The organism is Roseateles sp. (genome assembly GCF_039595595.1).
Lineage (GTDB): Bacteria > Pseudomonadota > Gammaproteobacteria > Burkholderiales > Burkholderiaceae_C > Roseateles.
The window spans coordinates 90,805-117,659 of the sequence record NZ_JBCNLG010000015.1; the positions used below are offsets into that span (position 1 = coordinate 90,805).

Sequence of the window (26,855 nt, forward strand, 5' to 3'; positions counted from 1 at the left end):
GATTCACATGCCTCTGCCTTGGCCTCAGCGGCACTTCGGAGAATCTGATTCAAAGTGGGGCCGATCCAGTCCCTTGCAGGTCACAAAACGACCGTTTGACGGCGTTTCGCGCGCCCTTGCCGCTCATCCAGCGGCCTGCGGACGGATTTGCCCCCGCGAGCGCATGTGCACCAAGTTGTAGGCCGCCATGTTCAGCACGAACAGCTGGTCCAGCTTCTTGAGCCCGCGCACCATCATCTAGCGAATCGAGCCGATGGTCTTGGCCCAGCCGATGCCTTGCTCGATGCGTTTGCGGCACTGCATCGACACCCCGTAGCCCGGCTCTCGCGCGATCTCGTCAGGCACTGCCGAGCGGCGCCCCGATTTGTTCTGCGCCACATGCGGCACGACCCGCAACTCCTGCAGGTCCTGCACGAACTCCCTGGCGTCATATCCCTTGTCCGCCCCCAGCGTGATCGTCGCCTGGATCGATCTGGCGCGTGTCGCTCACCATGCTCAAGGCCGCTTGCCGCTCCGCGTGGCCATCGGCCTTTGCGACCCTGGCGTTCACGATCAAGCCGTGCTGGTTATCCATCAACGTGTGCCCCATGAAGCGCAGTTCGCTGGCCGTCTTGCCCTTGCGATACAGCCGGCTGTCCGGATCGCTCTTGGATTCGTGCGTGTCGTTGCTGCGCGGCTGGCCGCGGAAGTCTTCGCCTCCGGCCTGACCATCCCCGTCGCTATCGTCGCCTGCGCCTTTGCGCACAAAGCTCTTGTGGCTGGCCCACGCCTGGATCAGCGTCCCGTCCACGCTGAAGTGCTCCTTGGACAGCCAGTTCTTACGCTCGGCCTGCGTCAGCACTTCGTTGAAGAAGGCCGCCACCGCGTCATGCTCGATCAAGCGCTGGCGGTTCTTGCTGAACACCGTGGGCACCATCGACAGTCCGATGAACCAGCGAAACAGAACGTTGTATTGCACCTGCTCCATCAGCAGCCGCTCCGACCTCACCGAGTACAGCACCTGCAGCAGCATCTGCGGCGCGAAGGGTGCCTCGCTGGGTGACGAGCTGGTCATCGGCGAAGGTGGGGCGCCGGGGCGAGGCGGGCGCTACTTCATCGCGCCGAAGCGGAGCATGCGCTCAAGGAGTATCGAGGCGCTTTGAAGGAACCGGGGATGGACCGCCGCCGCGTCGAACTGATTGCTGTGGGGATCTCGAGCCTCCAATGAGGGAAGGGCTCCGGAAGTCGCTTCGCACTTGGCCGAGCGGCGCTACACCCCAGAAAGACAAAAGCCCCAGAGGTTTCCCTCTGAGGCTTGGATCTGTTGGTGGAGAGGAGGAGGATCGAACTCCCGACCTTCGCATTGCGAACGCGACGCTCTCCCAGCTGAGCTACCCCCCCAACGAAGACCCAGACTATAGCAGAGATTTCTCGCTCGCCAGCGTTTTGAATGGAACCGGGGCGCGAATCGCACGCGCCGGCCGTCACCACCGGCAGCCTTTGTCGCGCGCGGCATCGCGCACCAGTGGCACCACCGCCAGCAAACCCTTGTCCGCGTAGGCCTTGCGGCAGTCCTGTTGCCCGGCCTTGCGCATCTCCTCGGCCAGCGCGTCCTTGTCCTCCGGTGGCTTGGGCACCGCCGAAATCACGCCCGATGGCGTGCCTCGCGGCCGCATCGGGCCTCGCGATGGGTTCAGGTCGAGATTGAGCTTCGGCGCTGTCGGCGAGGCGGACGCCGGCGTCGCCACGTCGTGGCCCGTGCGCGCACCGGCGTCAGGCGCGCCAACGCTCGGCTGCGTGGTCGTCGCCGTCGTCGCGCCGTCGAGCGATACGCGATTCGGCGGCGATGGCGTTGTCGATGGCGTGGCCGTCGCGCGCGGCTGCGCCGTGGGAGCCTGCGTCGCGGCAGCGGCCGGCGTCGTCGGCGATGGCGTCGGTGCCGGCGTTGGCGTCGGCGGTGCAGGGGTGGGAGCAGGCGTCGGCGGAGCGGGAGTGGGCGCCGGAGCGGCCGCCGGCGCCGGCGCTGGCGTCAGCGGGGGCAGCTCCGCCGGGGCCTTCAACTCCGTCGGCACGGGCGGCGGCTGAATGCGCTCGATCGGATTGCGATCGATGCGGCGCAGCGTCGTCGGCGTCTCGCTGAGGATCGGCGCCGGGCGCTCCGGCAATTGCAGCGTGGGCGAGGGCGCTTGCAGCGCCTCGGTGGCAGGGGCGGGTCTCGCGGTGGCTGTCTCCCGCGACGGCGCGATGCGTGTCGGTGCAGCGATCGTCGCCTCGCCGGGGGTGGTCAGCGTCGTGATCGCGGGAGGCGGCTCGGGGGCCGGCGCTGGCGCCGGAGCGGGCGTCGGCGATGGTGCAGGCGTGGGTGAGGGCGTGGGTGCAGGCGCGGGCGGCGCGGGCGATGGTGTCACCGCCGGCGACGTGCTCACAGGCGGCGCGCTGCGGTCCGCAGGCGCATCTCCGGTGAGCTCGTCACCCGGCTGCGGCCGCCATTGCCCTTGGCGCGCGGCGCCCGGAGCCTTGCGCTCCTCGGGCGTCGGCGCCCGCTCCCGCACCGCTCCGCCGGCTCGAGGCTGCTTCGCCTCGCCGGGCGGGCCGCGCTCGGGCAGCACCGTCGCCGGCTCGCCCGAACCCGGTTCGAAACGATCCCCCTTCAGCCGCACGTTCAGCGGCCCCCAGGCGCCTTCGCCCGGCTTGGCGGAGCCGCCCGGCGCATTGCCCACCACCAGCACCAGCAGCACGTGCAGGAGCACGGCCAGCAGCAGGGCCTGCCCCATCTGGTCGGGGGCTCGATGCAACGGGGTCGTGGCGGGATCGAGGACGGCGGACAAGGTGGATCGCGGAAGGCCGCGGCGGACGAGCCGGGGCGCAGCATAGCCGGGATCGGCAGACCGCCGGGTCAGGACTTGTCTCTGGATTCGCGCGCCCGGGGCCGGACAGCCGCCGGCGCCGCATGCGCTGCGGGGCTCAGCCGCCCGCGTTCGCCTGGTTCAGATCGGCGCGGCGCGCGCCGGTGAAACGCTTGGCCCAGTAGGCCTCGCGCAGGTCTTCGACGCGCACGGCGCCGCCGACACGCGGCGAATGGATGAACTTGCCTTCGCCGACATAGATGCCGACATGCGAGAAGGTCGCGCGCATCGTGTTGAAGAAGACCAGGTCGCCAGGCTTGAGGTCTTCCTTCTTGATCGGGACCAGGCTCGACATCTTGGCCTGCTCGTCGGCGCGGCGCGGCAGCACCAGGCCAACGCTCATCTCGAAGATGTGGCGCGTGAAGCCGCTGCAGTCGAAGCCGTTGTTCACCGAGTTGCCGCCACGCTTGTAGGGCACGCCCAGGAAGTTCATCGCCGACAGCACCAGGTCCGAAGCCTTGTCGCGCACCTGGTTCAGCAGGCCGGGCGAGGCCGTCTCGGCCGACGCAGGCAAGGCCTGGCCCTGCGCCTGCGCGACGATGCCGCGCTGCTGCAGGAAGCGGGCGACCGAGTCGCTCGCGTTGGCGTTCACGTTGCCGACGGCCGCGCCCATCAGCGCGGTGGGCGGCAGCGCGGTGGCCGGTGTCGTGGAGGCGGTCGTCGCCGCTGGCGTCGTGGCGGCCAGGGCCGCGGCGGCACCGGCGGTACCAGCGGCTGCGGCGGTCGCCGCCGCGGCCGCGGTGCCCGCTGGCGCGCGCATCAGGCTCTGGCCATACGCGCCCATCATCGTGCCGGCCGGCGGCGCGGCGTCAGTGCGCGTGTCGTTGCGGGCGTCGGTCTTGGTGTCGGCGGTCTTCGCGTCCGGCTTGGCCGTCGCGGCCTTGTCGGTGACGGGCGCCTTGTCGGACTTCTCGGCTTCGGTCGGCTTGGCCTTGGCGTCCTTGCCCGCGTCCTTCGCGGCCTCCTTGGCCGAATCCTTGCCGCTGTCCTTGGACGCTGCCTTCTTGCCGGCCTTCGCCTGCTTGGTGGAGGTCTTCGTCTCGGCCTTCTTCACCGCCGGCTTGGCGGCCTTGGCGTGCGCCTTGGGTTTGTCGCCAGCGGATGGGGTCGCCTGTTGCGCCCAGCAACTGCCGCTGGCCAGGACGCAGATCAGCCCCAGTGCGGCCATGGCGCGCTGGAGCGGTTTGCGTGAGGGAGCCGAGCGGGAAGGACGAACAGTTCTCATCGTTGTTGGGCGCGGAGACTAGGCACCATCTCCGTACCGGTCAAGCGCGAATGCCCTGGGGATCGCGCTTGGCTAGGGAAAGTCCGGGCGTGGCCACAGGACCCTTCCCAGGAAAAACCCGGATTGGACCACACGCCCATGCCGCAGCGTTGTGAACGAAAGTTTCAGAAAAGCTCACGGTGCCAGGATGCGTGCGTAATTCGCGCGCCGGGTCTTGCCGCCGCCGAACCCACACGACAAGGAGACCGCGATGACCTCCAGCCATGAGGACTTTTACCGGCGTTCGATCGACGATCCGGACGGCTTCTGGACCGAGCAGGCCCGGCTGATCGATTGGGAGCGGCCCTTCGACCAGGTCTGCGATGCGAGCCATCCGCCGTTCGCCCGCTGGTTCGTTGGCGGGCGGACCAACCTGTGCCACAACGCGGTCGACCGCCATGCCGCCCAGCGGCCCGGCGACGCGGCGCTGATCTGGGTGTCGAGCGAAGTGGGCCAGGAGCGCGTGATCCGCTTCGCCGAACTGCAGGCCGAGGTCGAGGCCATGGCCGCGATGCTGCGCGAGCAGGGCGTGGGCATCGGCGACCGCGTGCTCATCTACATGCCGATGATTCCAGAGGCCGCGTTCGCGATGCTGGCCTGCGCGCGGATCGGCGCGATCCATTCGGTGGTGTTCGGTGGCTTCGCGAGCCACGCGCTGGCCAATCGCATCGACGATGCCGAGCCCGTGCTGATCGTCAGCGCCGACGCGGGCAGCCGCAACGGCCGCATCGTGCCGTACAAGCCGCTGCTGGACGAGGCCATCCGGCTGGCCGCGCATGCGCCGGCCAAGGTGCTGATGGTTGATCGCGGGCTGAGCGCCTTCGAGCGTGTCGCCGGCCGCGACCTCGACTACGCCGGGCAGCGGGCGCGCCTGCTCGGCACGCGGGTGCCCTGCGAGTGGCTGCCCTCCGAGGCGATCAGCTACACGCTCTACACCAGCGGCACGACGGGCAAGCCCAAGGGCGTGCAGCGGGACGTGGGCGGCTACGCGGTCGCGCTCGCCGCGAGCATGGTCCACATCTACGACGGCCGCCCCGGCGAGACCTTCTTCTCCACGAGCGACATCGGCTGGGTCGTGGGCCACAGCTACATCGTCTACGGACCGCTGATCGCGGGCATGGCGACGCTGATGTACGAAGGCACGCCCATCAGCCCCGATGCGGCGATCTGGTGGAAGCTGGTCGAGCAGTACCGCGTGACGGTGATGTTCAGCGCGCCGACGGCGGTGCGCGTGCTGAAAAAGCAAGACCCGGCGTGCCTGACGCGTCATGACCTGAGCTCGCTGCGCGCGCTGTTCCTGGCCGGCGAGCCCCTGGACGAGCCGACCGCCCGCTGGATCGCCGAGGCCCTGGGCAAGCCCATCATCGACAACTACTGGCAGACGGAGACCGGCTGGCCGATCCTGACGCTGGCGCGCGGCGTCGAGCCGCTGGCGCCTCGCTTCGGCTCGCCCGGCAAGCCGATGTATGGCTATCGCGTGCAGCTGCTGGACGAGCGCACGGGCGAGCTGCTCACCGAGCCCAACCGCAAGGGGCTGCTCGCGCTCGGCTTTCCGTTGCCGCCAGGCTGCATGCAGACGGTCTGGCGCGACGACGAGCGCTTCGTGCGGACCTACTGGAGCGGCGTGCCGGGACGGCAGGTCTACTCGACCTTCGACTGGGCCTTGCGCGACGAGGACGGCTACTACTTCATCCTCGGCCGCAGCGACGACGTCATCAACGTCGCCGGCCACCGGCTCGGCTCGCGCGAGATCGAGGAGTGCATCGCCGGCCATCCGGCCGTGGCCGAGGTCGCGGTGGTGGGGGTCGCCGACGCGCTCAAGGGTCAGGTCGCGCGAGCCTTCGCGGTGCTGAAGGATCCGGCCCGCACGGCCACGCCCGATCAGGCGCTGGCGCTCGAGGGCGAGATCCTGCGGCGCGTGGACCAGCAGCTCGGCGCGGTCGCGCGGCCGTCCAGCGTGAGCTTCGTGGGCCTGCTGCCCAAGACGCGCTCCGGCAAGCTGCTGCGGCGCGCGATCCAGGCGGTCTGCGAGCAGCGCGATCCCGGCGACCTGATCACGCTCGACGATCCGGCCGCGCTGCAGCAGATCAAGGCAGCGGTCGAGCGCTGATGGCGCGCCAGTCGTCGCGGATGAAGCGCACCACCGCGTCTTCGTGGTGGGCGCCGATGATGCGGTGCGCGGCCTGCTTGACGTCGTCGCTGGCATTGGCCACGGCGATGGCGTGGTGCGCCGACTTGAGCATCGTCAGGTCGTTGACCTGGTCGCCGAAGACCACCAGCTCGCGCTCGTGCAGCGCGTAGCGCTGGGCCAGCGTCGCGATGGCCTGGTCCTTGCTGGCGCGGCGGTCGTGCACGTTCAGCCAGGGCCAGCCCGGCATGTAGAGGTCCTCGGCCAGATGCGTGGTGACGAGATCGCCGCAGGTGGCCAGGATCTCGGCCTGCAGCGCTTGCAACGCCTCGGTCTGGCCGACGACCAGCAGCGTGACCATCGGATCCTTCAACTGGTCCTGCAGCCGGGCGACCTGGCGCAGGCGCGGATCCGCATTGCGCTGGCGCTCGGCGACGAAACGCTGCTGGCCTTCGTTCTGCACCTCCTGCCAGAACAGCTGGTCGCCCTTGGCGCCATGCGTCGCGATGAAGGGCATCAGCCCGTGTCGCCGCACCAGCGCGAAGATCGACTGGCCCAGCGCCGGCTCCATCGCGTTGACGAGCTCATGACGGCCGGTGCGCAGATCGCTGATGTAGGCGCCATTGGACGAGACCACCGGCAGCGAGATCGGCAGCCCGTCCAGGATGCGGGCGATCGACACCACGTGCCGCGCGCTGGCGACGGTGAAGGCCAGGCCTTCGGCGAGGAGTTCGGTCAGGCCCGCGCGGGTGGCGTCGGAGAGGCGGGCCTGCGGGTCGAGCAGGGTGCCGTCGAGGTCGGAAACGTAGAAGCGCATGGGTCTTGAGGCGGGCGATCATCGTGATCACCGCGATAGGCGCACATCCTACGCTGGCGCGGTTCGATACTTGCCGGATGCCGCCCATGCCTCCTTCCTCGACGACACCGCTCGACGTCCTCGGCCGCCCCGTGCTCGACGACGCCACCCGCCGCTGGCTGCCCTGGGTGGTCGCGCTGGCGTTCTTCATGCAGACGCTGGACACGACCATCCTCAACACGGCGCTGCCGGGCATGGCCCGCGATCTCGGCGAGGATCCGCTGCGGATGCAGTCGGCCGTCGTGGCCTATCTGCTGACGGTGGCCTTGCTGATTCCGGCTTCCGGCTGGCTGGCGGATCGCTTCGGCACGCGCACCGTCTTCCTGTGGGCGATCGCGCTGTTCAGCCTGGGGTCGCTGGCCTGCGCGCTGTCGCCCAGCCTGCACGTGCTGGTCGCGGCGCGCGTGGTGCAAGGGGTCGGCGGCGCGCTGCTGGCACCGGTGGGGCGGCTGGTGGTGCTGCGGGCGTTTCCGAAGGCGGAGTTCCTCGCCGTGATGACCTTCATCAGCCTGCCCGGGCTGGTCGGGCCGCTGCTGGGGCCGACGCTGGGCGGCGTGCTGACGGAGTTCGTCAGCTGGCACTGGATCTTCCTGATCAATTTGCCGGTCGGCCTGGCCGGCGCCTTCGCCTGCCGGCGCTACATGCCGCAGATCATGGGGCCCATCGGGCGGCGCTTCGACTGGGGCGGCTATGGACTCTTCAGCGTGGGGCTGATGCTGCTGTCGCTGGCGCTGCAGGGCTTTGGCGAGCACGTCGTCAGCACGGCCGTCTGCTTCGTGATGCTGGTGGCCGGCGTGGCCAGCATGATGGCCTACTGGCTGCACGCCACGCGCGCCGAGGAGCCGCTATTCTCGCCCGCGCTCTTCAAAGTGCCGACCTTCCGCATCGGTTTGCTGGGCAATGTGTTCGCGCGGCTGGGCAGCGGCGCGACGCCGTTCCTGACGCCGCTGTTCCTGCAGGTGGGGCTGGGCTTCACGCCCAGCGAGGCCGGCCTGTCGATGATCCCGTCGGTGCTGGGCGCCATGTTCACCAAGACGCTGGCGATCCGCCTGATCCGGCGCGCCGGCTATCGCCGCGTGCTGATCGTCAACACGCTGCTGCTGGGGCTGCTGATCGCGAGCTTCGCGCTGATCCCGCGCGGCGTCGGTCATGTGTGGCTGGCGATCCATCTGGGGACCTTCGGGATGATCAACAGCATGCAGTTCACCGCGATGAACACGCTGACGCTGGGCGACCTCGACGAGCGCACCGCCAGCGCCGGCAACAGCCTGCTGGCGGTGGTGATGCAGCTCTCGATGAGCCTGGGGGTGGCGACCTCGAGCGCCTTCCTGCTGCTGTTCTCGCACGGCCTGCCGCGCACCGAGGGCGCCGCGGTCGTGCCCGCGTTCCATGGCACCTACCTCGCGCTGGGCGCGATGGCGGCGATGGCTTCGTTCATCTTCTATCAGCTGCGGGTCGACGAGGGCGCGGCCGGTGAAACCGTGCAGTCCAAGCTCACGCCGGAAGAGTAGGGCGCGGGGCGGCAAGGGCGCGCTCGCGGAATGAAAAAGGCCACCCCGAGGGGTGGCCTTGCCGCGGAGCGCGTCAGGCTCAGAGCACTTCGGAGGCGAAGTCCGCGAGCCGCGAGCGCTCGCCGCGCGCCAGCGTCACATGGCCGCTGTGAGCCCAGCCCTTGAACTTGTCGACCGCGAAGGTCAGGCCCGAGCTGCCTTCCGTCAGATACGGCGTGTCGATCTGCGCCAGGTTGCCCAGGCAGACGATCTTCGTGCCGGGACCGGCGCGCGTGATCAGCGTCTTCATCTGCTTGGGCGTCAGGTTCTGCGCCTCGTCGATGATCACGTACTTGTTCAGGAAGGTGCGGCCGCGCATGAAGTTCAGGCTCTTGATCTTGATCTTGCTGCGCACCAGGTCGTTGGTCGCGGCGCGGCCCCATTCGCCCGCCGTGCTGTCGCCGCGCGCCAGCACCTCGAGGTTGTCGTCGAGCGCGCCCATCCACGGGCTCATCTTCTCTTCCTCGGTGCCGGGCAGGAAGCCGATGTCCTCGCCCACCGGGACGGTCACGCGCGTCACGATGATCTCGCTGTAGCGGCGCTCGTCCAGCACCTGCGACAGGCCGGCGGCCAGCGTCATCAGCGTCTTGCCGGTGCCGGCCGAGCCGGTCAGCGTGACGAAGTCGCAGTCCGGGTCCATCAGCAGGTTCAGCGCGAAGTTCTGCTCGCGGTTGCGCGCGGTCACGCCCCACACCGAATGCTTCTGGTGGCCGTAATCCTTGAGCGTGCGCAGCACCGCGGTCTTGCCGGTGATCTCCTGCACCTTGGCATACAGCGGCGCGGCGCCGGGCGCCTCCAGGAAGACCAACTGGTTCACCAGCAGCGTGGGCACCAGCGGGCCGCTGATCCGGTAGAACGTGAAGCCGCCTTGCTGCCAGCTCTCCATCGTCTTGCCGTGACGCTCCCAGAAGTCCGCCGGCAGCGCCTGGACACCGGTGTAGAGGAGGTCGGAATCCTCCAGCGTCTTGTCGTTGCGGTAGTCCTCGGCCGGCAGACCCAGCGCGCGGGCCTTGATGCGCATGTTGATGTCCTTGGACACCAGCACCACCTCGCGGCCCGGCTGCTGCGCCTTGAGCGCCTGCACGACACCCAGGATCTGGTTGTCGGCCTTGCCCTGCGGCAGGCCTTGCGGCAGCGGGGCCTCGAACAGCGTCGTCTGGAAGAACAGCTTGCCGCCGGCCTCGCGGTGGCCGGTCTGGTCCAGCGGCAGGCCCTTGGACATCTCCTCGATCGAGCTCGACTTCAGCGAGGCGGCCAGCGCGTCCAGGTCACGGCTGACCTGGCGCACGTTGCGCGCGACTTCGGTCATGCCCTTCTTGTGGCCGTCCAGCTCCTCGAGCGTGATCATCGGCAGGTAGATGTCGTGCTCCTCGAATCTGAAGAGCGACATCGGGTCGTGCATCAGCACGTTGGTGTCGAGCACGAACAGCTTGGCGTCGCCGGCCGGCTTGCGCGCTTTCGCGCGGCTGGCGGCGGTCTTCTTGGCCGGGGCCTTGGGCGCCGCCGGAGACACAAGGGCGAGCGATGGTGAGCCGGTGCCGCGCGCTTCGGCCGGCTCGGCGCGCGACCGGGCGCTCACCGAGGGCGGCTGCGCCGCGGGGGCGGCGGGGAGGCCGGCCTCGGCGAGGTTTGAGGCGAGGTTCGACGAGCCGAGAGAAGCGGCGGTGGGGGCCTCGAGCGCGGGAGGGCGTTTGCTGGGCGACAGATTGGTCGCGAAGGCGTCGGGATCTAGGCGGCTGGCGCGCTTGGTCGGAGGCTTGGGCAGTGGCATGTGCGGGAAGGACGGGCTTGCGTGGTGAGCCTGGGTCGGTGCGGACCAGGGGTCATGCCCCGGGCCTGACGGGCGGTGGCGATGCCGGAGGTGTCGGCGGCATCGGCGGCCTCGAAGTCGCCAGCGGACCCCAGAAGACAAAAAGCCGCACCGGGGGCGGTGCGGCTCGTCCTTCGGGATTCAATCGCTGCGATCAGGCACAGGGGCATGCGGCCGATTATGCACAACTCACCGTGTGTGCCCGTGACGGACGGATGGCGGCGTTGCTGTCGGACGGCGCCTCGTCGCGGTCGGTGAAAACCCGGGATGCGCAATGCCGGCCGCGGTGGTCCGATCCAGGGTTTCCGTCCGATGCGACGATCAGGCGGCTTCCTTCTTGAGCGCCTTGACGGCCTTGAGGACTTCGTCGACGTGGCCGGCGACCTTGATGCCGCGCCACTCCTCGCGCAGGATGCCCTGGGCATCGATCAGGAAGGTCGAGCGCTCGATGCCCTTGACCTTCTTGCCGTACATGATCTTGTTCTTCACGACGCCGAACATGTGGCAGAGCTTCTCTTCGGTGTCGGCGATCAGCTCGAAGGGGAGTTCCAGGTTCTGCTTGAACTTGTCGTGCGAGGCCATGTTGTCGCGCGAAACACCCAGCACGACGGCGCCGGCCTTCACGAAATCCTTGTGGCGGTCGCGGAACTGCATCGCTTCGGTGGTGCAGCCCGGGGTGTTGTCCTTCGGGTAGAAGTACAGCACCACGGCGTGGCCCAGGAAGGCCTGGGGTGTGAACTTCACGCCTCCCGTGGCAAGAGCTTCAATATCCGGAAGGGGTTTGTTGAGCGCTGGCGTCATGTGGCGTTCTTCAGAGAGATGTGCCCCGGCGGGCATAGCCAGCGATTATACGTTGAATGGGTCGTTCCCTGGCTTGGACGACACGGGCGAGTCGGTGCGCTCCCCCAGAGAGGGAGGGTATCCGCGCCAGCGCCACCCTCCATGGGGGTGGCCCGTGGCGATCGCGTGCCGTTCAGTCCTCGATCAGCAGCGCCGCGAGCACCGCGCGCCCTTCGCTGGCGAGCACGTTGTAGGTGCGGCAGGCGGCGCCGATGTCCATGGTCTCCATGCCGATGCGCGCATCGATCAGGCCGCGGTACAGCGCCGGCTTGACGAAGCGGATCTTCGCGCCGCTGCCGAAGATCACCAGTTCCGGCTTGAGCCGCAGGATGCGTTCGAAGTGGGCGTCGACGAGGTCCTCGAAGCGGCGCACGTTCCAGTCCTCGGGCTGGCCCTGCCACGGCACGAGGACGCTGTGGGCGCGCTCGACGCCGTTGACCCACACGTGGTGCAGGTCGTGCTTGGAGATGCTGTTGCCGCCCAGCGGCAGGTCGGGTTGAAATTTCATTGAGGCTGATTTTGGCAGCGACGCAGGGTGGCATCGGACTCGCGTGCGATTACCCGCGATAACCCTGTGTTTAAATCGACGCTCCCGATTTTCCCTCTGGGAACCCGCGAAACCCTGATCCGGAGCCATCTTGAGAACCGTCACCAAGTCCAGCAAATTGGCCAATGTCTGTTACGACATCCGCGGACCCGTGCTGGACAAGGCCCGGCAGATGGAGGAAGAGGGTCAGAAGATCATCAAGCTGAATATCGGCAACATCGCCGCCTTCGGCCTGATGCCGCCCGACGAGATTGTCCAGGACATGATCCGCAACCTGCCCGACGCGGCCGGCTACACGGATTCGAAGGGCCTGTTCGCGCCGCGCAAGGCGGTGGTTCATTACTGCCAGGAAAAGGGCATCCGCGGCGTTGCCATCGACGACGTGTACCTGGGCAACGGCGCCTCCGAACTGATCGTGATGGCGCTCAACGCGCTGCTGGACAACGGCGACGAGGTGCTGCTGCCCGCGCCGGACTACCCGCTCTACACGGCGGCCGTCGCGCTCTCGGGCGGCAATCCGGTGCATTACGTCTGCGACGAATCGAGCGACTGGTTCCCGGACATCGCCGACATCAAATCCAAGATCACGCCGCGCACGAAGGCGATCGTCGTGATCAACCCGAACAATCCGACCGGCGCGCTTTATCCGGAGCCGCTGCTGCGCGAGATCGTCGAGATCGCGCGCCAGCACCAGTTGATCATCCTGGCCGACGAGATCTACGACAAGACGCTGTACGACGGCAACGTGCACACCAGCATCGCGGCGCTGTCGGACGACGTGCTGACGCTGACCTTCAACGGGCTGTCGAAGAACTACCGCAGCTGCGGCTACCGTGCCGGCTGGATGGTGGTCTCCGGCGACAAGCGGCATGCGCTGGACTACATCACGGGCCTGAACATGCTGGCCTCGATGCGGCTGTGCGCGAACACGCCGGGCCAGCTCGCGATCCAGACCGCGCTGGGCGGCTACCAGTCGATCAAGGACCTGGTGGCGCCGGGCGGCCGGCTGGCGCGCCAGCGCGACCTCGCCTACGAGCTGCTGTCGCAGATCCCGGGCGTGAGCGTCGTCAAGCCCAAGGCCGCGCTGTACATGTTCCCCCGCCTCGACCCCAAGATCTATCCGATCGAGGACGACCAGCAGTTCGCCTACGAGCTGCTGGCCGAGGAGAAGGTGCTGATCGTCCAGGGGACGGGCTTCAACTGGAAGGCCCCCGATCATTTCCGGCTCGTGTTCCTGCCCAACACGGACGATCTCCGTGAAGCCGTCGGCCGCATCGAGCGTTTCCTGGCGACCTACCGCAAGCGCCACGGACGCTGACCTCTCGACCTTCTGAAAGACCCATGACGATGAACCCGATCAAAGTTGGCCTGCTGGGCATTGGCACCGTCGGCGGCGGCACGTTCCAGGTGCTGCGCCGCAATCAGGAAGAGATCCGCGGACGCGCCGGCCGCGGCATCGAGATCGCGATGGTGGCCGACCTGGACGTCGAGCGCGCCAGGAGCATCGTCGGCGATGCCTGCACCGTGGTGGCGGACGCGCGCGAGGTGATCGCGAATCCGGAGATCGACATCGTCGTCGAGCTGATCGGCGGCTATGGCGTCGCGCGCACGCTGGTGCTGGACGCGATCAAGGCGGGCAAGCACGTGGTGACGGCCAACAAGGCGCTGCTGGCGGTGCATGGGAGCGAGATCTTCGCCGCCGCGCGCGAGCAGGGCGTGATGGTCGCCTTCGAGGCGGCGGTGGCCGGCGGCATCCCCATCATCAAGGCGCTGCGCGAGGGCCTGACCGCCAACCGCATCGAGTGGATCGCCGGGATCATCAACGGCACGACCAACTTCATCCTGTCGGAGATGCGCTCCAAGGGCCTGGACTTCGCGACGGTGCTGAAGGAGGCGCAGCGGCTGGGCTATGCCGAGGCCGATCCGACCTTCGACATCGAGGGCGTCGATGCCGCGCACAAGGCCACGATCATGAGCGCGATCGCGTTTGGCATTCCGGTGCAGTTCGAGCAGGCCCATGTCGAAGGCATCACCGCGCTGCAGGCCACCGACATCAAGTACGCCGAGCAGCTCGGCTACCGCATCAAGCTGCTGGGCATCGCGCGCCGGCGTGACCGGGGCATCGAACTGCGCGTGCATCCGACGCTGATCCCGGCGAACCGCCTGATCGCCAACGTCGAGGGCGCGATGAACGCGGTGCTGGTGCAGGCCGACGCGGTCGGCACCACGCTGTACTACGGCAAGGGCGCGGGCGCGGAGCCGACCGCCTCGGCCGTGATCGCCGACCTGGTCGATATCACGCGCCTGGCCACGGCCGATCCGGACCACCGCGTGCCGCACCTGGCCTTCCAGCCGGACGCGATGAACGACACGCCGATCCTGCCGATGGAGCAGGTGCAGACCGCGTTCTACCTGCGCCTGCGCGTGGCGGACCAGGCGGGCGTGCTGTCGCGCATCACGACCATCCTGGCCGAGCACGAGATCAGCATCGATGCGGTGCTGCAGCGCGAGTCGGCCGAAGGCGAGAGCCAGACCGACCTGATCATCCTGACCCACGACACGCAGGAAGGCCGCATGAGCGAGGCGCTGGCCAAGATGCAGGCGCTGGAGACGGTGCTGGCGCCGATCGTGAAGCTGCGCAAGGAAGAGCTGGCGTGACGGAGAATTCCCAGGCCTCTTCGCTAGAGTTCCCATGAGCACGACCGACCTCTCGACCCTGTTGGATGACTTTGCCAAGGTTCTGGCCAATGATCCTGGCGCGCTGGACTACGACAGCAAGTTGTATGTCCACAACTTGCATGGGAAGGGTGCCGAAGATGTCGTAGCCGTGCTCACCCGGACGATCCAGCGCAGCGAGGATCCGGGCCAGCTGTATTACTTCAGCGGCCAGCGGGGGACCGGTAAGAGCACAGAGCTCAAGCGCCTGGGAAGCCTGCTCAATGCCGAACCCAGGACGCGGGCCTTCGTCGTGGACGCCCTGGAGTACCTCGTCGACACGCACCCCCTTGACACCATCGACTTGTTGCTGGTGATCGCGATCGCCTTCGCGGACCGTCTCGGTCAGGCCGACGGGCTGGGGGAGGCGCAGCCAACCCGAGACGGGCTGATAGCGCGCTTCACGAGTTGGTTGCAATCGGATGTGAGCATCACCGGCGCGACCGTGGGCGGCGTGAAGGCGGAGTTCCGGGCGCAGCAGCAAAGCATCGTCGCCCGTCTTCGCGAGTTCGATCTGTCGCGCCAGGAGCGCGTGATGGCGGACTGTCGCAAGTACATCTGCGAGATGGCCGATGCCGTGCGCGAGAAATGGCAGTGCGACAAAGTCGTGCTGATGGTCGACTCGCTGGAGCGCCTGCGCGGGATCGGCGTGCAGGCTAAGGAGATGTTCGATCGCATCGTCAAGGTATTCGACGGCGATCTGAATCAGCTGCGCATTCCGCGCCTGCATTTGATTCTCGCGGTACCGCCCTACCTGCCTTATCTCACCAACGTGAAGGTACTGGTGCAGTTGTTCGTACTGGCTTCGGTGCGGGTCTGCGAGCCACCGGCCAAGGCACGTCGCAAGCCCCGAGAAGACGGCGTCGCCGTCATGCGCAGCGTCGTGGAGAAGCGCTTCCCGCGCTGGCGGGAGGTGATCGAGCAGGCAGCGCTGGACCGCCTGATCCTGGCGTCGGGCGGCGATGTGCGGCAACTGCTGCGCCGGCTGCTGCTGGATGCGTTGGACGAAGCCTACTACGCGCAGGAGTCGCTGCCGCTGAAGGCGGATGATCCGATCGTCGAAACAATCCTTGGGCGGCACAAGGCGGAGTTGCAGAGTCTCGTTGTCAGGGAAGAATTCCCGTTGCTCAAGGGCATCGCCGAGTCGAATGCGCTGACGCTCGAGCGCCGGGAGGACCTGCCGGTGGCGGCCTTCTTCTTCAATGTCCGCGCCGTCTTGAATTACCGCAACGGCAAGGAATGGCTGGACCTCAATCCGCTTTTGTGGGATCTCATCGAGAGTTGGTCTTCAACGGATCAGTCGCTGTCGCCCCATGCCTCCTCCAGTGGCCATTGAAAAAAGTGTCGAGAGCGCGTGGCGAAAGATTCGCCGGCGACTGTCGCAAGTGGAGGGCTTTGCGTTCATGGTGGTGTTCGTCGAGGACATTCAGCTCATCGCGCCACTCAAACGTAGCGTTCAGCATTGGCTATTGAAGCAAGGGTCGACGCTAACGGTGATTTCCGACCGCAACCCCGATGGCTTTGCCGATCGCTCCATCTCTGAATTGTTTGGGGCGATCGAAAGAGCATCACATGGCGTTTTATGGCTAGAAGCGCACCGCGGTGCTGGCCAGACGAGTTGGGACCAGTCGCGATCAGAGCTTCTTGGGCTCCTGAACGAGCGCCGCAGTCGATTGGAGAGCGAAGCAAAGGGACCTCTGGTTCTCTTGTTGCCTAAAGGTGCCGAACGGGAGGTCGCGGCAAGAGCGCCGGACTTGTGGCATGCGCGCTATCTCTCAGAGGTGTTGCGTGCTTCCGGAGTCACCGAGGTCGCAGGGTGGATTGATCGCTACCTGACTGACCAGGGACTACGTCTGGGGGTGGTCTCTGCTACGCCTGACCAAGCGGATCAGGCCAAGAGATGGTTAAAGGAGTGGCGTAAGTACTTCGGGGATCTTCAGCATTCCCCGAATGTGATCGTGGACGACTCAGCGTATCGCATTGATGTTGACGCGGGTCTCGTCGCAGCGGAGGGCGCTCTTGAAGAAGGAAGTCTTGCTGACGCAGTTGCAATCTCTGAGCGCCTTGTTTTTCTGACGCGCGCGCGCGAAGCAGCTGCTAGCGCAATCCCGACTATTTCGCCATCGCTTCAGGCCTTCGAAGCCCATAGATTGCGCTCTCGAGTGTTGGATGCAATGGGAGAGCACAAGGAAGCTCTCGTAGCTGCGCTCGATGCTCTTGAATCCGCCAAACGTGCGACGTCGGCGATGCGAGATCGACGCACCGGCCTGCGTTTGTTGGGAATGGCATGGGAAGGCCTCAGATTCAGTGCCATCGACGCGGGCGATCTCAAACTGGCAGGCGAAGCTGCGTCGGAGGCACTTAAGATCTGGACGCAGATGTTGAAGGAGTTCGGGGCGGCTTTGGAGGTGCTTGAGGCCCTGAAGATGGGTGTCGAAGGCGCGGGCCTGGTCGCGCAGCGTCAGGGGAATCTCGCTGAGGCTGAGCGTCATTTCTCTGAGGGTCTGTCAATTGCTCGGCGGTGCATAGGGATGGCGTCGGACAGTTCTCGCAGCAGGCTTGACGCTGGTCTTGCGGTATCGCTCTTGAACCTCGCGTCGACCTTCTATCTGCAGGGTGAACCGAACGAGGCAATTCCGCTGATGAAGGAAGCGATAGAGACCTTCGAGCGCCTGATTGAGGAGCAACCGGGCGATCAGCGTGCCACCGCCGACCTTGTGAGCACGATCTCTGTCTACGCCTCAATACTCCAAAGCGCCGGTCAAGAGGAAGCGGCCATTGCGGAGTTTCGAAGGAGCCTGCTTGTGGCGAGTACCAGTATTGAGCGCGGCATCGACACAATGTCGTTCTTTATTGCGTACAAGCGAGCCGTCGACTTGGCGCGCGCCTCGGGCCTGCTTGCTGACGAGGACATTGAACAGCACGTGGCGACGTATATTGGCCACGTGGAGCGTCGCTTTCCCGGTGTGGCGAATCTGATGCCCAGTCAATTGGATTAGCCAGGCTGCTGAATAAGCTTTCTGCCATCAAACACATCTCAGACGTGAAATATCTCAGCACCCGCGGCGACCAGGCCGAGCGCCACTTCTGCGACATCCTGCTGGAGGGCCTGGCGCCCGACGGCGGGCTGTACCTGCCCACCGCCTATCCGCGGGTCGATGCCGCGACGCTCGCGCGCTGGCGCGGCCTGCCGTACGCCGACCTGGCCTTCGAGATCCTGTCGCTCTACATCGACGACATCCCGGCCGCGGACCTGAAGGCGATCGTGCATCGCACCTACACCGAGGCGGTCTTCGGCACGCCGCAGATCACGCCGCTCAAGCCGCTGGAGCCGGGGCTGGCGCTGGTCGCGCTGTCCAACGGGCCGACGCTGGCCTTCAAGGACATGGCGATGCAACTGCTCGGACAGCTGTTCGAGTACGAGCTGCAGCGCCGCGGCGAGACGCTGAACATCCTGGGCGCGACCTCGGGCGACACCGGCAGCGCCGCCGAGTACGCGATGCGCGGCAAGGCCGGCATCCAGGTCTTCATGCTGAGCCCGCACGGCCGCATGAGCCCGTTCCAGCAGGCGCAGATGTTCAGCCTGGCGGATCCCAACATCCACAACATCGCCGTGCAGGGCGTGTTCGACGACTGCCAGGACATCGTCAAGGCGGTCTCGAACGACCTCGAGTTCAAGCGCGGCCATCGCATCGGCACGGTCAACTCGATCAACTGGGCACGGCTGCTGGCGCAGGTCGTCTACTACTTCGCGGCCTACTTCCAGGCGACGAAGGGGGAGGGCGAGTGCGTGGCCTTCACCGTGCCCTCGGGCAACTTCGGCAACGTCTGCGCGGGCCATGTGGCGCGCATGATGGGCCTGCCGATCGAGCGCCTGGTCGTGGCCACGAACGAGAACGACGTGCTCGACGAGTTCTTCCGCACCGGCGTCTACCGCCCGCGCGGCGCCGAGCACACGCTGGAGACCTCCAGCCCGTCGATGGACATCTCCAAGGCCAGCAACTTCGAGCGCTTCGTCTTCGATCTGCTGGACCGTGACGCCGCGCGCGTGAAGCGGCTGTTCGGCGAGGAGCTGGCCTCCAAGGGCTTCTTCGAGATCAGCGCCGAGGAGCGCGCGCGGATCTCGGCGCGCTATGGCTTCATCTCGGGCCGCAGCACGCATGAAGACCGCGTCGCGACGATCCGCCAGTGCCACGCGCAGTACGGCGTGATCATCGACACGCACACAGCGGACGGTCTCAAGGTCGCGCTCGCGAACCGGCAGCCGGGCGTGCCGATGCTGGTGCTGGAGACGGCGCTGCCGGCGAAGTTCGCCGCGACGATCGAGGAAGCGCTTGGCTTGGTGCCGCCGCGGCCCGCCGCGCTCGCCGACCTGGAGTCGCGCCCGAAGCGCGTGACGGTGCTTCCGGTCTCCGTCGAGCAGGTCAAGCAGTTCATCGTCGAGCATGTCTGAAGCCGCATCGGGATCCAGGTCCGACGCCGGGCCGGCGCCGGCCGCTGGCGCGCGCGCGCCGATGATGCCGATGGAGGAGGCGCTCGAGCGCCTGCTCTCGCAGGTGTCGGCGCTGGGCCGGACCGAGTCGGTGACGACGCCGCTGGCGCGCGGCCGCGTGCTGGCGCAGGACCTGGTCTCGCCGCTGGACGTTCCCCCGTACGACAACAGCGCGATGGACGGCTACGCGATGCGCGCGGCCGACGTGGCTGAGCTGGCGGCGCAGGGCGGCGAGGGCGCGGTGCTGCCGGTCTCGCAACGCGTGCCGGCGGGCTCCGTGCCTGTTGCGCTGCAGCCGGGCACGGCGGCGCGGATCTTCACCGGCGCGACCGTGCCGGCGGGCGCCGATGCCGTGCTGATGCAGGAGCAGTGCGAAGCGATCGCCGATCCCGCGGGCGCGAGCCTCGGGCAGGTCCGCATCCGCGGAGCACTGACGCCGGGCCTTCACATCCGCCGCCGCGGCGAGGACCTGCGAGTCGGTCAGACGGTGCTGAGCGCCGGATCGCGCCTGAATGCCGCGTCGCTGGGACTGGCCGCCACCGCGGGGGCAGCTGCGCTGACGGTGGCCGCGCGGCCGCGCGTGGCGCTGTTCTCGACGGGCGACGAGCTGGTGCTGCCGGGCCAGCCGCTCGGCCCGGGCCAGATCTACAACTCCAACCGCACGACGCTGCATGCGCTGCTGCTGGCGATGGGCTGCGAGGTGCGGGACCTGGGCATCGTGCCCGACACGCTGGATGCGACGCGCGCCGCGCTGCGCGACGCGGCGAAGGACGCGGACCTGATCCTCAGCTCCGGCGGCGTGTCCGTCGGCGAGGAGGACCACCTGAAGCCGGCGCTTGAGCGCGAAGGCCGGCTGGACCTGTGGCAGATCGCGATCAAGCCGGGCAAGCCGCTGGCCTTCGGCGAGGTGACCAGCGTTGGTGGCCGCACGTGGTTCATGGGGCTGCCGGGCAATCCGGTGTCGAGTTTCGTGACCTTCCTGCTGTTCGTGCGGCCGGTGCTGCTGCGGATGCAGGGCGCGACGCAACTGGCGCCGCGCGGCTTCCAGCTGCCGGCCGAATTCACCTGGACCAAGGCGGACAAGCGCCGCGAGTTCCTGCGCGCGAAGCTGAGCGACGCGGGCGGACTGCAGCTGTTCGGCAACCAGAGTTCTGGCGTGATGAGCTCGGCCGCCTGGGCCGACGGCCTGATCGACCTGCCGCCGGGCAGCACGGTCGAGCCCGGGCAGCTGCTGCGCTTCCTGTCCTTCAACGACCTGTTCTGATCCGGGATCCCGCGTCCTGATGAGACCTGACGAGCTGTATTGAGATGACGATCACCGTGCGCTACTTCGCCTCGCTGCGCGAGGCCCTCGGCACCGACGAGCGCATCGCGCATCACGCGGGCGCGACGCTGGGCTCGATCCGCGATGCCTTGATCGCCAGCGATGAGGCGCATGCGCAGGCGCTGGCGCGAGGCAAGGCGATCCGCTGCGCGCTGGATCAGCAGATCCTGCCGGAGGACACGCCGGTGAAGGACGGCTCGGAAGTGGCGTTCTTCCCGCCGGTCACGGGCGGCTGAACGGGCGGCCGAGCGCCCGGCACGCGGGATGCGTGCCTCGGCGAACACCGACACCCCCTTCGGGGTGCCGCCTTCAGCACGAAGTCAAAACGGTCAAAACCTGGCACTGTCCTGCATTGCCGTGATGCAGGGAGTGGACATGGCCGGATTGGTATTCGTGATCGATGGCTTTCTGCGCTGAATGCGAAAGCAGGGGCTGCGGAGACAGCGACCTGTGCGATGCCGTGGCTGAAATGGCACGGGGTCTGATCGATGCAGATCTTGGTAGTGGACTCGTCAAGAAGCGGATCGCACGATGCGGCGCCGGCAAGCGAGGCGGGTACCGGGTGTTCGTTGCCAATCGACGCGGCGGTCCTTGGTTCTTCATCAAGGGTTACGCGAAGAACGTGATGGATGACGTGGATGCCGAGACCTTGCTCCTGTGCCGGACCGCCGCTCGCGAGCTGACGGCCATGTCGGAAAGGACGCTGGCGGAGTCAGTGGCGGATCGACAACTGAAAGAGGTGTGTTGTGATGCGCAAACGGAAGAATGAGACCGTCAAGGAGATCTTGAAGATGAGTCGGGCGCTGCATGAGTGCGGTGCTTTCGACGACGATGCGATCCGGCGGATCGAGCACGCGGGGATGTTGCCGCCGGAGCCCATGACGCCGAAGGATTTCCGGCTGATCCGGGAGCAGTCGTCCTACAGCGTGTACACGCTGGCGCGCATGCTCAATACGACCGCCAAGCGCCTTCGGCGCTGGGAGCTCGGGCAAGGCAAGCCGCATGGCGCGGAACTGCGGCTGCTGCGCATGATGCGGGAACGTGGCGTCGACGCGGTCTTCCCGTGACGGAGGGGCGGGATCAACGTCCCGCGCGGTCGCTCTTGAGCAGCCTGGCCGCCACCGTCTCTCCCTGCGTGAACGCTTCCTCGAACACCGAGTAGCCCGCCAAGTCCGCATGCGCGAAGTGCAGCCGGCCCTGTGCGCGCTCGCGCAGCGCACCCAGCGCCGCCGAGCCCCGCAGCCCCGGATGCGGAATGCTCATCGCGTGCCCGTAGCGCATCAGCTCGATGCGCTGCAGCCGCTCCGGCAGGTCCGGATGCAGCGGCGCCATGTCGGCCAGCACGCGGCCGGCCCAGGCGCGCCAGTCGTCCTGAAGCAGATCCTTGCGCTGCGACTCGCGCAGCGCGCGATAGGCCGTCAGCACCAGCGGTCCGCGGCTCGGGTCGAGGTCCTGCTGGTCCGCGTTCACGTAGCCCAGCGCCTCGCCCCCATAGACGACGTTGTCCCACGACAGCGGTGCGCCGAGCCGCTCCAGCGGCGGCGCGTCGAGGAGCAGATTGGCGACCAGCCACGGCGCGTAGCGCATGCCGCGCGCCGCTTCGGTCAATGCGGCCGGCGGCTGCTCTGGCAGCCGCGCGCCGATGAACAGCGGCATCGCCATCACGACCTGGTCCGCTTCCCAGCGCTCGGCGGTCTGCTCCCGGTCATTCCAGACCAGCACCTGAACGCCATGCCGTTCCTCGCGAAGACGCACCGCGGTGCGGCCGCCGTGGAAGGCGTCCGACAGCGGCGCCGCCAGGCGCTCCGACAGCCAGCCATTGCCTTGCGGCCAAGTCAGCACGGCCTCGCGTTCCTCGCCGCTCATGAAGCCATGCCGGCTGCCGAAGTAGTGCAGCCCCGCCCAGGCCGACACCTGCGAGGCCTCGGCGCCATAGTCGTCGCGGCAGCAGTAGTCGAGGTACCAGCGCAGCGGCGCGGCTGTCAGCCTCTGCTCGTCGAGCCACGCCGCGAAGGTCTTCGCGTCCAGCGCCTGATGCGCGGGCGACCAGGCATGCTTGGAACTCGGCATCGAGAAGCCGATCTCGCGGCGCGCTTGCTCCACGAGCTCCCCGAAGCGGCGGTACTGCGCCTGCAGCTCGGGTGTCTCCGCCGGCGGCAGCAGGCCGTCGACCCATTGATCGTTCCACCAGAGCCGCTCCTGGGGGCTGTGGCAGAGCCAGCGCTCGTCGTAGACCCAGCGGCCGTGCTCGAAGCTGGCGAGCCCGAGGTCCTCCAGCAGCGTCCGCACTTCCACGGCGTCGGGGCCGGGCGTCGGCAGGTAGTGCGCGCCAAGCGGGCAGCGAAGACCCTCGCCAAGCGCCGGGCCCGCGCCGATGCGATGGCCGCGGCTGTTGCCACCGGGGCGATCCTCCAGATCGAGCAGCGCGACCTCGATGCCGCGCAGCCGCAGCCGGCGCGCGCAGGCCAGCCCCGCGATGCCGGCGCCGAGCACCAGCACCTGTGCCCGCTTCGGCCAGCCCGCCGCCGCCGGCCACGCGGGCAGGGCACCGCGCAGGCGGTGTCCGCGTTCCCAGTTCGCGCCGGTCCATCCGCCGGGGATCTCCGCCAGGCGCGCGGCCAGCCGGTCCGCCACGGGCCGCGCGTCGCGCCCGCAGGCGGACAGCAGCGGCACCAGCGAGCTCGCCAGCGCCCGCGTCAGCAGCCCACGCCGATTCAATGCAGCTTGCCCCATTCGCGCTCGAACTCGTGGACCAGCACCTGGTTGGAGAGCCGGTTCACTTCCAGCCCTTCGGGCCGTGCCATGTCGGGCGGGAAGTTCATCAGCGCCGGCATGCCGTCCAGGCTCAGGAAGCGCAGACCGGCCGGCAGCTGACGCGGCATCGCCCAGGGCCGATGGCTGGCCAGCACGTAGCCCCATTCGCCGAAGCTCGGCACGTGCGCGTGATACGGCGTTGCGACCAGCCCCACCGACTCCACCGTGTTGACCACGGTCCAGAACGCCCGCGGCGCAACCAGCGGCGAGGTTGACTGGATCACCGCATAGCCGGAGGCGCTCAGGCGCTGGTCGACCAGCTTGTAGAAACTGGCCGTGTAGAGCTTGCCCAGCGCGAAATTGCTCGGGTCCGGGAAGTCGATGACGATGACGTCGTAGGTCTCGTCGTTCGTCTCCAGCCAGCCGAAGGCGTCGGCATTGACGATGCTGAGCTTGGGACTGAGCAGCGCCCCCTTGTTGAGCTGCTTGAGCAGCGGCATCGTCGAGAACAGCGTCGTCATGTGCGGATCCAGCTCGACCAGCGTGATGTGCTCGACGGAGGGGTAGCGCAGGATCTCGCGCACCGCCATGCCGTCGCCGCCGCCCAGCACCAGCACCTTGCGCGGCGCGCCCTGGGCGGCCATCGCGGGATGCACGAGCGCCTCGTGATAGCGGTACTCGTCGCGCGAGTGGAATTGCAGATTGCCGTTGAGGAACAGCCGCGTCCCGCCCGCGCCCTGGGTGACGACGATGCGCTGATAGCTGCTGCTCTCCTTGAAGACGATCTGCTCGCCGTAGAAGCGGTCCTCGGCCCAGGTGCTGAGGCGGTCCGCCCCGGCCATGGCGGCGAGCAGCAGCGCGATGGAGACGGCGCAGGTCAGCGCGTGCGAGCGCCACGCGCGCAGCTCCGCGCGGAACAGCCACAGCGCCCACACCGCGACGGCGACGTTCAGCAGTCCGAAGAACAGGCCGGTGCGCACCAGACCCAGGTTGGGGACCAAGAGCAAGGGGAAGGCGACGGCGACGAGCAGCGCGCCGAGGTAATCGAAGGTCAGCACCTGCGACACCAGTTCCTTGAGCGCATAGCGCTGCCGGAAGTGGCGCTTGAGGATGCGCATCACCAGCGGGATCTCCAGCCCGACCAGCGTGCCCACGAGCAGCACCAGTCCGTAGAGCAGCACGCGGAAGGCCAGCACCTGCGAGGGCGGGAGCAGGCTGTGCGCGGTGAACAGCGCGGCGGGCATCAGGCCGCCGATGACGCCCACGAGCAGCTCCAGCCGCAGGAAGTGCGCGACCAGTTGCCGGTCGATGTAGCGCGACAGCCAGGAGCCCAGGCCCATCGCGAACAGGTAGGCGCCGATGATGGTGGAGAACTGCAGGACCGAATCGCCGAGCAGATAGCTGGCGAGCGCGCCGGCGGCGAGTTCATAGACCAGGCCGCAGGCTGCGATGACGAAGACGCTGGCGAGCAGCAGGACCTCGGGCAGCGAGGCGCGGGAGCGGACGTCGGGAGCGGCGCCATCGCCGTCCATTGGGGAGGGCGGGTCGGCGGAGGGATGCTGGGACATGGGGCGCGAGGCTATCACGCGCGGGAGTCCCTCCAGAGGGGGATCCCGCGCCCGCTGCTCACCCGGAAGAGGCAGGCGCGCGGGGGGGCGGATGGCTATGCTGCGATCTCCATCCGCTTGCCTTGTTCATCATGTCGACCGACGCCTGCCACCAGCTTCGCCGCAGCCTGCTTGAACTCCACCGCGCCCTGGTCGAGCTCGAGCGAGGCGACTATCAGAAGACCCACGGCCCGCAGAGCGCGGGCGAGTTCCTTCAGGTCCTGGCCTTCAGCGACGAGATGCGCTGGCTGGAGCCGTTGAGCCGTCTCATCACGATGCTGGACGAGGCGATCGACGGGCTGGCCGACGCGGGCGCCACGCCGCTGCCGGTCGCGCAGCGCGCCCGCGATCTGCTGAGCCTGGATCGCGACAGCGAGGATCCGTTCAAGCGCCGCTACGCGCAGCGCTTCGACCAGTCGCCAGCGCTGGTGCAGGCGCATGCGTCGACGCTCGCGGCGTTGAAGGCGGTGGGGACGGTAGCGCCGGAATAGCGGGCAAGCACCCCCGATAGGCGGCCCTCTTCAGGACGATGCCGCGTCTGGCAAGACGTGGCACTGTTCGTCATCGCAGTCACGCGGGAAGGTGAACATGAGTCGCGCCGTTTACGTGATGCCGGGCTTTCAGCGCTGGATGCGGAAGCAGGGCGTGCAGAGACGGGGATCTCTGCCGGGCCGTGGCTGAAATGGCACGCGGCCTGATCGATGCAGATCTCGGTAGTGGACTCTTCAAGAAGCGGATCGCACGATCCGGCGCTGGCAAACGAGTCGGCTATCGCGTGCTCGTCGCGAATCGCAAAGGTGACTCCTGGTTTTTCATCGAGGGGTACGCGAAGAACGAGGTGGCCGACATTCAACTGACTTCGATCCGGTTGATTCAACGACAGGGCCTGATGCTGATGGCCATGTCCGCACGGGAACTGGATGAAGCGACCGGTCGAGGAAAACTGAAGGAAGTGGACGGTGATGCGGAAACGTAAGTCGGCGTTGGTGGAGCGGCTGTTGAATGAGGGCCGCCAATGGCACCGGGAGGGCCTGATCAGCGATGAGCAGCGCCGCGGTTTTGAGATCGACGGGATGCAGGCGCCGGATCCGCTGGCGCCGCGGGAAGTCCGGGCCATCCGCGAGCGCGACCAATTGGCACTGGATCATTTCGCGACGTTGATCAACACGACGGCGAAGCAGCTGCGGCGTTGGGAGCTCGGCCTCGGCCGGCCTCAAGGGCCCGCGCTCCGTCTGCTGCACCTTGTGCGCAATCGCGGCGTGCACGCGGTCTTCCTGCCCGCCGAGCTCCAATGAAGACGGCCCGGGCGTGCCCGGGGCCATTTCGCCATTGCCGTCATGTGAGAGGTTGAACATGAATCACGGCGCCGTTTACGTGGTACCGAGCTTTCAGCGCTGGATGAGGAAGCAGGGCCTGCGGAGACCGAGATCTCTGCCGGGCCGCGGCCGAAATGGCACACGGGCTGGTCGATGCAGATCTCGGTAGTGGACTCTTCAAGAAGCGGATCGCACGATTCGGCTCCGGCAAGCGAGGTGGCTTTCGGGTCATCGTTGCCAGGAAGCCAGGCGGCCCTTGGTTCTTTGTCGATGGATTCGCCAAAGGCGCCGTGGCCAATCTCGATCCGCAGGCGCTCGAGAGCTGCAAGCTGTCTGCTCGTCTCTTGTCGGCGATGTCAGGCGTGCAGCGTGACGAGGCCGTGCTGCGCGGTGAATTGAAGGAGGTGAATTGCGATGCGTAAAAGGAAGTCGGAGGTCGTGCGTCACATGCTGGAGAACGGGCGTCGCCTCTACGCTCATGGATGGGTGTCTGACGAGGACATGCGCCAACTGGAATGGATAGGTATGCCGCCACCTGCGCCGCTGGCGCCGAAAGAGGTGCGAGCCATTCGGGAGCGCGAGGATCTCAACCTGTATGTCTTCGCCAATATGTTGAACACCACAGCGCGTGTGCTCCGCCGCTGGGAGCTGGGACTCAATCGTCCGACCGGTCCGGCGTTGCGTCTTCTGCATGCCATCCGTGACAAGGGGATGGCGACTGTGTTTCCGTCGCCAGGTTAGACGGAGATCAAGAGTTAAGCCGTGAC

23 protein-coding genes, 1 tRNA gene and 2 pseudogenes are annotated in these 26,855 nt (G+C 67.5%); 16 read left to right on the plus strand and 10 right to left on the minus strand.

Annotated elements, in window-relative coordinates; all coding sequences use genetic code 11:
* Positions 1 to 123: 123 nt before the first annotated feature.
* The 4 genes and pseudogenes from ABDW61_RS17665 to ABDW61_RS17680 form a co-directional block, all read right to left on the minus strand.
* Positions 124 to 1,012 (minus strand): annotated as a pseudogene (locus tag ABDW61_RS17665) (IS5 family transposase); the annotation flags it as partial.
* Positions 1,013 to 1,304: 292 nt separating this feature from the next.
* Positions 1,305 to 1,380, minus strand: a tRNA-Ala gene (locus ABDW61_RS17670).
* Positions 1,381 to 1,463: 83 nt separating this feature from the next.
* Positions 1,464 to 2,807 carry a hypothetical protein gene (locus ABDW61_RS17675; protein ID WP_343640505.1) on the minus strand — a complete coding sequence of 448 codons (1,344 nt, stop codon included), beginning with the start codon at positions 2,805 to 2,807 and terminating at the stop codon, positions 1,464 to 1,466.
* A gap of 136 nt (positions 2,808 to 2,943) precedes the next feature.
* Positions 2,944 to 4,053: a C40 family peptidase gene (locus tag ABDW61_RS17680; RefSeq protein WP_343640507.1), complete on the minus strand. Its 1,110-nt coding sequence runs from the start codon at positions 4,051 to 4,053 to the stop codon at positions 2,944 to 2,946.
* A gap of 307 nt (positions 4,054 to 4,360) precedes the next feature.
* On the opposite strand from ABDW61_RS17680, the gene ABDW61_RS17685 reads away from it, so the two are divergent.
* Positions 4,361 to 6,259, plus strand: a complete 1,899-nt coding sequence (locus ABDW61_RS17685; RefSeq protein WP_343640509.1) for a propionate--CoA ligase — start codon at positions 4,361 to 4,363, stop codon at positions 6,257 to 6,259.
* On the opposite strand, the gene ABDW61_RS17690 is transcribed toward ABDW61_RS17685, so the two are convergent.
* The gene (locus ABDW61_RS17690; RefSeq protein WP_343640511.1) at positions 6,237 to 7,094 is read right to left on the minus strand and encodes an HAD family hydrolase; all 858 of its coding nucleotides are present in this window, start codon (positions 7,092 to 7,094) and stop codon (positions 6,237 to 6,239) included. The two genes, ABDW61_RS17685 and ABDW61_RS17690, sit on opposite strands and share 23 nt — an antisense overlap.
* Before the next feature lie 86 nt (positions 7,095 to 7,180).
* On the opposite strand from ABDW61_RS17690, the gene mdtD reads away from it, so the two are divergent.
* Complete coding sequence (mdtD, locus tag ABDW61_RS17695) at positions 7,181 to 8,644, plus strand: multidrug transporter subunit MdtD (RefSeq protein WP_343640513.1); 1,464 nt, start codon at positions 7,181 to 7,183, stop codon at positions 8,642 to 8,644.
* 79 nt (positions 8,645 to 8,723) lie between these two features.
* Here mdtD and ABDW61_RS17700 read toward each other — a convergent pair whose 3' ends face one another.
* From ABDW61_RS17700 to ABDW61_RS17710, 3 genes are all read right to left on the minus strand, one after another.
* Positions 8,724 to 10,454 carry a PhoH family protein gene (locus ABDW61_RS17700; protein ID WP_343640514.1) on the minus strand — a complete coding sequence of 577 codons (1,731 nt, stop codon included), beginning with the start codon at positions 10,452 to 10,454 and terminating at the stop codon, positions 8,724 to 8,726.
* 360 nt (positions 10,455 to 10,814) lie between these two features.
* Positions 10,815 to 11,294, minus strand: a complete 480-nt coding sequence (locus ABDW61_RS17705; RefSeq protein ID WP_343640515.1) for a peroxiredoxin — start codon at positions 11,292 to 11,294, stop codon at positions 10,815 to 10,817.
* A 172-nt stretch (positions 11,295 to 11,466) separates the two neighbouring features.
* Positions 11,467 to 11,841 carry an Mth938-like domain-containing protein gene (locus ABDW61_RS17710; RefSeq protein ID WP_343640516.1) on the minus strand — a complete coding sequence of 125 codons (375 nt, stop codon included), beginning with the start codon at positions 11,839 to 11,841 and terminating at the stop codon, positions 11,467 to 11,469.
* 130 nt (positions 11,842 to 11,971) lie between these two features.
* Here ABDW61_RS17710 and ABDW61_RS17715 point away from each other — a divergent pair, with 130 nt between their 5' ends.
* From ABDW61_RS17715 to ABDW61_RS17755, 9 genes are all read left to right on the plus strand, one after another.
* Positions 11,972 to 13,198, plus strand: a complete 1,227-nt coding sequence (locus ABDW61_RS17715) for a pyridoxal phosphate-dependent aminotransferase (protein ID WP_343640517.1) — start codon at positions 11,972 to 11,974, stop codon at positions 13,196 to 13,198.
* A gap of 29 nt (positions 13,199 to 13,227) precedes the next feature.
* A complete protein-coding gene (locus tag ABDW61_RS17720; protein WP_343640518.1) occupies positions 13,228 to 14,538 on the plus strand; it encodes a homoserine dehydrogenase in 1,311 nt (436 codons plus the stop codon).
* A 34-nt stretch (positions 14,539 to 14,572) separates the two neighbouring features.
* Positions 14,573 to 15,931, plus strand: a complete 1,359-nt coding sequence (locus ABDW61_RS17725; RefSeq protein WP_343640519.1) for a hypothetical protein — start codon at positions 14,573 to 14,575, stop codon at positions 15,929 to 15,931.
* A 67-nt stretch (positions 15,932 to 15,998) separates the two neighbouring features.
* Entirely contained in the window at positions 15,999 to 17,594 is a 1,596-nt protein-coding gene (locus tag ABDW61_RS17730) for a tetratricopeptide repeat protein (protein WP_343640521.1), read from the plus strand.
* A 44-nt stretch (positions 17,595 to 17,638) separates the two neighbouring features.
* Positions 17,639 to 19,048 carry a threonine synthase gene (gene thrC, locus ABDW61_RS17735; protein ID WP_343640523.1) on the plus strand — a complete coding sequence of 470 codons (1,410 nt, stop codon included), beginning with the start codon at positions 17,639 to 17,641 and terminating at the stop codon, positions 19,046 to 19,048.
* Positions 19,049 to 19,109: 61 nt separating this feature from the next.
* Positions 19,110 to 20,351, plus strand: a complete 1,242-nt coding sequence (gene glp / locus ABDW61_RS17740) for a gephyrin-like molybdotransferase Glp (RefSeq protein WP_343640555.1) — start codon at positions 19,110 to 19,112, stop codon at positions 20,349 to 20,351.
* A 44-nt stretch (positions 20,352 to 20,395) separates the two neighbouring features.
* On the plus strand, positions 20,396 to 20,647 hold the full coding sequence (moaD, locus tag ABDW61_RS17745; RefSeq protein WP_343640524.1) for a molybdopterin converting factor subunit 1: 252 nt from the start codon (positions 20,396 to 20,398) through the stop codon (positions 20,645 to 20,647).
* 164 nt (positions 20,648 to 20,811) lie between these two features.
* Positions 20,812 to 21,180 carry a type II toxin-antitoxin system RelE/ParE family toxin gene (locus tag ABDW61_RS17750; RefSeq protein WP_343640526.1) on the plus strand — a complete coding sequence of 123 codons (369 nt, stop codon included), beginning with the start codon at positions 20,812 to 20,814 and terminating at the stop codon, positions 21,178 to 21,180.
* Positions 21,181 to 21,202: 22 nt separating this feature from the next.
* Positions 21,203 to 21,478: a hypothetical protein gene (locus tag ABDW61_RS17755; protein WP_343640527.1), complete on the plus strand. Its 276-nt coding sequence runs from the start codon at positions 21,203 to 21,205 to the stop codon at positions 21,476 to 21,478.
* Positions 21,479 to 21,491: 13 nt separating this feature from the next.
* Here ABDW61_RS17755 and ABDW61_RS17760 read toward each other — a convergent pair whose 3' ends face one another.
* Complete coding sequence (locus ABDW61_RS17760) at positions 21,492 to 23,129, minus strand: FAD-dependent oxidoreductase (RefSeq protein WP_343640528.1); 1,638 nt, start codon at positions 23,127 to 23,129, stop codon at positions 21,492 to 21,494.
* Entirely contained in the window at positions 23,126 to 24,697 is a 1,572-nt protein-coding gene (locus tag ABDW61_RS17765; RefSeq protein WP_343640557.1) for a polyamine aminopropyltransferase, read from the minus strand. The genes ABDW61_RS17760 and ABDW61_RS17765 overlap by 4 nt, the downstream gene beginning before the upstream one ends.
* 167 nt (positions 24,698 to 24,864) lie before the next feature.
* On the opposite strand from ABDW61_RS17765, the gene ABDW61_RS17770 reads away from it, so the two are divergent.
* The 5 genes and pseudogenes from ABDW61_RS17770 (at position 24,865) to ABDW61_RS17790 (ending at position 26,829) form a co-directional block, all read left to right on the plus strand.
* The gene (locus ABDW61_RS17770; RefSeq protein ID WP_343640529.1) at positions 24,865 to 25,263 is read left to right on the plus strand and encodes a hypothetical protein; all 399 of its coding nucleotides are present in this window, start codon (positions 24,865 to 24,867) and stop codon (positions 25,261 to 25,263) included.
* Between the two features lie 161 nt (positions 25,264 to 25,424).
* Positions 25,425 to 25,748, plus strand: a pseudogene (locus ABDW61_RS17775) (type II toxin-antitoxin system RelE/ParE family toxin); the annotation flags it as partial.
* A gap of 7 nt (positions 25,749 to 25,755) precedes the next feature.
* The gene (locus tag ABDW61_RS17780; RefSeq protein ID WP_343640530.1) at positions 25,756 to 26,067 is read left to right on the plus strand and encodes a hypothetical protein; all 312 of its coding nucleotides are present in this window, start codon (positions 25,756 to 25,758) and stop codon (positions 26,065 to 26,067) included.
* Positions 26,068 to 26,222: 155 nt separating this feature from the next.
* On the plus strand, positions 26,223 to 26,510 hold the full coding sequence (locus ABDW61_RS17785) for a type II toxin-antitoxin system RelE/ParE family toxin (protein ID WP_343640531.1): 288 nt from the start codon (positions 26,223 to 26,225) through the stop codon (positions 26,508 to 26,510).
* 16 nt (positions 26,511 to 26,526) lie between these two features.
* A complete protein-coding gene (locus tag ABDW61_RS17790; RefSeq protein WP_343640533.1) occupies positions 26,527 to 26,829 on the plus strand; it encodes a transcriptional regulator in 303 nt (100 codons plus the stop codon).
* Positions 26,830 to 26,855 lie beyond the last annotated feature (26 nt).

Excerpts from the sequence above, each read along its gene's own strand:
- ABDW61_RS17690 (WP_343640511.1), bottom strand. The coding sequence starts at position 7,094 with ATGCGCTTCTACGTTTCCGACCTCGACGGCACCCTGCTCGACCCGCAG.
- ABDW61_RS17750 (WP_343640526.1), top strand. The coding sequence starts at position 20,812 with ATGGCTTTCTGCGCTGAATGCGAAAGCAGGGGCTGCGGAGACAGCGAC.
- ABDW61_RS17765 (WP_343640557.1), bottom strand. The coding sequence starts at position 24,697 with ATGGACGGCGATGGCGCCGCTCCCGACGTCCGCTCCCGCGCCTCGCTG.
- ABDW61_RS17720 (WP_343640518.1), top strand. The coding sequence starts at position 13,228 with ATGAACCCGATCAAAGTTGGCCTGCTGGGCATTGGCACCGTCGGCGGC.
- ABDW61_RS17705 (WP_343640515.1), bottom strand. The coding sequence starts at position 11,294 with ATGACGCCAGCGCTCAACAAACCCCTTCCGGATATTGAAGCTCTTGCC.
- ABDW61_RS17730 (WP_343640521.1), top strand. The coding sequence starts at position 15,999 with ATGGTGGTGTTCGTCGAGGACATTCAGCTCATCGCGCCACTCAAACGT.
- ABDW61_RS17680 (WP_343640507.1), bottom strand. The coding sequence starts at position 4,053 with ATGGCCGCACTGGGGCTGATCTGCGTCCTGGCCAGCGGCAGTTGCTGG.
- mdtD (WP_343640513.1), top strand. The coding sequence starts at position 7,181 with ATGCCTCCTTCCTCGACGACACCGCTCGACGTCCTCGGCCGCCCCGTG.
- ABDW61_RS17755 (WP_343640527.1), top strand. The coding sequence starts at position 21,203 with ATGAGTCGGGCGCTGCATGAGTGCGGTGCTTTCGACGACGATGCGATC.
- ABDW61_RS17685 (WP_343640509.1), top strand. The coding sequence starts at position 4,361 with ATGACCTCCAGCCATGAGGACTTTTACCGGCGTTCGATCGACGATCCG.
- ABDW61_RS17770 (WP_343640529.1), top strand. The coding sequence starts at position 24,865 with ATGTCGACCGACGCCTGCCACCAGCTTCGCCGCAGCCTGCTTGAACTC.
- ABDW61_RS17785 (WP_343640531.1), top strand. The coding sequence starts at position 26,223 with ATGGCACACGGGCTGGTCGATGCAGATCTCGGTAGTGGACTCTTCAAG.
- ABDW61_RS17710 (WP_343640516.1), bottom strand. The coding sequence starts at position 11,841 with ATGAAATTTCAACCCGACCTGCCGCTGGGCGGCAACAGCATCTCCAAG.
- ABDW61_RS17700 (WP_343640514.1), bottom strand. The coding sequence starts at position 10,454 with ATGCCACTGCCCAAGCCTCCGACCAAGCGCGCCAGCCGCCTAGATCCC.
- moaD (WP_343640524.1), top strand. The coding sequence starts at position 20,396 with ATGACGATCACCGTGCGCTACTTCGCCTCGCTGCGCGAGGCCCTCGGC.
- ABDW61_RS17725 (WP_343640519.1), top strand. The coding sequence starts at position 14,573 with ATGAGCACGACCGACCTCTCGACCCTGTTGGATGACTTTGCCAAGGTT.
- glp (WP_343640555.1), top strand. The coding sequence starts at position 19,110 with ATGATGCCGATGGAGGAGGCGCTCGAGCGCCTGCTCTCGCAGGTGTCG.